The sequence below is a fragment of the Prosthecobacter sp. genome (assembly GCF_044373815.1).
GTDB lineage: Bacteria > Verrucomicrobiota > Verrucomicrobiia > Verrucomicrobiales > Verrucomicrobiaceae > Prosthecobacter.
In genome coordinates this window covers 1-2,915 of the sequence record NZ_JBIPNG010000658.1, presented here as the reverse complement: position 1 = coordinate 2,915, position 2,915 = coordinate 1, and the positions used below count along the sequence as shown (strand labels likewise).

At 58.5% G+C, this 2,915-nt stretch carries 3 protein-coding genes; all 3 read right to left on the bottom strand.

Annotation, left to right across the window (positions count from 1 at the left end):
- A partial coding sequence (locus tag ACIREA_RS29860) for a DUF1549 domain-containing protein (RefSeq protein ID WP_397385968.1) occupies window positions 1–1,034 on the bottom strand: 1,034 nt, incomplete at its 3' end.
- A 2-nt stretch (window positions 1,035–1,036) separates the two neighbouring features.
- Window positions 1,037–1,741, bottom strand: coding sequence for a FadR/GntR family transcriptional regulator (locus ACIREA_RS29855; protein ID WP_397385967.1), 705 nt, complete (start codon window positions 1,739–1,741; stop codon window positions 1,037–1,039).
- A gap of 315 nt (window positions 1,742–2,056) precedes the next feature.
- Entirely contained in the window at window positions 2,057–2,833 is a 777-nt protein-coding gene (locus ACIREA_RS29850) for an SDR family oxidoreductase (RefSeq protein ID WP_397385966.1), read from the bottom strand.
- Between the last annotated feature and the right edge of the window lie 82 nt (window positions 2,834–2,915).

Here is a 2,915-nt window from a genome sequence, read left to right as displayed (position 1 = left end):
TCGGTCTGCAAAATTGGATCGAACTTGTGATCATGGCAGCGCGCGCAGCCGATCGTGAGCCCGAGGAAGGTGCTGCCCGTTGTGCTGACGAGGTCATGCATTTCATCTGCCCGTTGATTCGCCCGCAGCACCGGGTCCTGTCCCTTCACCTGATCCCAGGAACCGGCCACAAGAAATCCCGTGCCTTCATCCCTGCCAAGCTGGTCCCCAGCGATCTGCTCACGCACAAACTGGTCATACGGCTTGTCTTCATTGAAGGCGCGAATGACAAAATCTCGATACGGCCACGCATTGGGTCGCACGCGGTTCATTTCAAAGCCATGGCTTTCCGCAAAGCGCACCACATCCAGCCAGTGCCGCGCCCAGCGCTCCCCATAACGTGGTGAGGCCAGCAAGCGGTCGATCAAGCTCTTAACAGCCGCTGTTTGATCCCTGCCAAAGTCCTTTTCAAATGCGGTCGCTTCTTCCGGCGTCGGCGGCAGTCCCGTCAGATCAAAACTGGCGCGGCGGATGAACGTGCGGGCATCCGCAGGTGGATTCATCGTGAGGTTTTTCTCCTTCAGCTTTTCAGCAATAAACTCGTCGATGGATGCAAGCTTCGATGATTTCAGCGGCAGCAGCGACCAGTGCGTCACATCGCCCTTCGGTTTCTCCTTGAGCACGATTTCCTGCGGCCACGCCGCGCCCATGTCGATCCAGCGTTTAATCAGGTCGGTTTCGGTAGTGGAGAGCGCAGGCTTCTTCTTCGGCATCTCCGCTTTCTCGCCTGCGCTCTCCGGCACGATCATCGTGTAGAGCACTGACTCCGCAGCTTTGCCCGGAACCAAGGCTGCTCCGTCGTCACCACCTTTGAGCACATCCGCCAGCGTGCTCATGTTCAGGCCTCCCTTGGTCGTCACGTCATTGTGGCATTCGACGCAGTTCTTCACCAGGATCGGTGCCACCTGCTCATGAAACAGCTTGGCTGCATCCGTTTCGGCGGAGAGGGCGCTTGTGCTCGCGAGGAGCAAAAAAAAGTAAGGAAGTGGTTTCATTCTCAGGCGGCTTTCTTGTCTTCAGGCAGGGCCAGATCTGCCTCGGCGGTGATCAAATGTTCACGCATCGCTTTCGCAGCGGCGGCGGGGTCTCGTTTCTCGATGGCGTTCAACACCGCAGCATGCTGGCGCACGGCATTGTCAGTCGTGGTGCGGCTGTAACCATGCTGGAGGCTCGTCTGAATCAATTCGGCGAGCGAATGCAGCAGCAGGTTGGCAATCTGATTCCCCGAAGCCGCCGCCAGTTCCCGATGGAACGCCATATCAGCCTCCACCGCAGTCTCAAAATCCGTCGTTTCCTCCAGCTCCTGCAAAGCCGCCCGCAGCCTGCGAATTTGCATCACAGTGGCATTCGTGGCAGCGAGTCGTGCATTCTCCGGTTCCAGCATGAAACGCACCTGAATGAGCTGCCGCAGCCGCTCCTTGTCATCGGGAATCAGCAATGCCAGCGAGCCGTTCAGTGGCTTGTGCAGCTTGTCCACCACCTTCGTGCCGACACCATGCTTCACCTCCAGCAGCCCTTGCAACTCCAGCCGCTTCGTCGCCTCCCGCACCACGGGCCTACTTACGCCCAGTTTCAGCGCCAGATCCCTCTCCGGCGGCAGCCACCCATTCCCCCCGCCGCCTTCGTCCCGAATTTCAGATGCAATGCGTGCACACACCTCTTCAACAAGGCTGCGCTGCGGTTTGATGGATGAAAAAGCCATGTGGTTAGAGGTCTTACCACTGGATTTTACGAGCCGATTCTGAGGTTTTTATCAGTCGAGTCGAAGAAATAAAACGGCTGTGGACCGCAGTGCTGCGCCGACCGGGACGAACGCTCCGTAAAAACATAGCTCAATCTTTCTCAACGAAGCTCCGCTCCACACCAGCCCCAAAGGGGCTGCGGATCACAGCCTAGGGTCAGCCGAGCCTCAGCGAGGCGACCCTGGGTCACCTCGCAGCAGATCGGAAAGCAAACCCAGCACCCCGCCACACCGAGCGATCACCAGCAGCCTCTGCAACAAGCCCTGCCGCGCCCATCAGATCGTCTGCGACGAATACCCGCCATCCACCACCATCTCGTGGCCGGTGATGAAGGAACTGCCTGCACCTGCGAGCAGCAAAGCCGCAGCGACGAGTTCCTTGGCTTCGCCAAAGCGGTTCATCGGCGTATGGCCCATGATCTTCGCCACGCGGTCAGGCGTGAGCACTTTCTTGTTCTGCTCGGCAGGAAAGAAGCCGGGTACCAAGGTGTTCACGCGAATGCCAAGAGGAGCCCATTCACGCGCAAGGTTCTTGCTGAGATTGTGCACCGCACCTTTGGACATGGAGTACGTGAACACACGGCTCAGCGGCAGCAGGCCGGACATGGAGCCCAGATTGATGATGGAGGCCGGGATCTTGTTATCCACGAAGTATTTGCCAAACACCTGGCAGGCCAGGAACACGCCCTTGGTGTTGATGTTCATGATCCGGTCATATTCATCTTCTGGAATATCGAGGAACGGCGTTGCAGAATTCACGCCGGCACCATTGATCAGAATGTGGCAGCCGCCGGAGCGCTCCAGCACCTGATCGAGCAAAATTTGCAGGTCGGCTTTGCGGCTGGCATCTGCGGATACGAAGTAGGCTTGTCCGCCTGCAGCTTGAATGGTCTCAAGACGCTTGTCGGCCTTCGTCTGATCCCGCCCAACGAGCACGACCTCCGCACCCGCAGATGCGTAGCCTTCTGCGATGGCGCCGCAGAGTTCGCCTGTGCCGCCGATCACGACAGCCGTTTTGCCTTGAAGAGAGAAGAGTTCGAAAATGGAGGACATGGTGTGGGGCGCATCTATGGCGTGTCATCCCGCCGCCGCAAGCAGGCTGTCTCGCCACTTTCGTCATCTTGACACCCTGCCC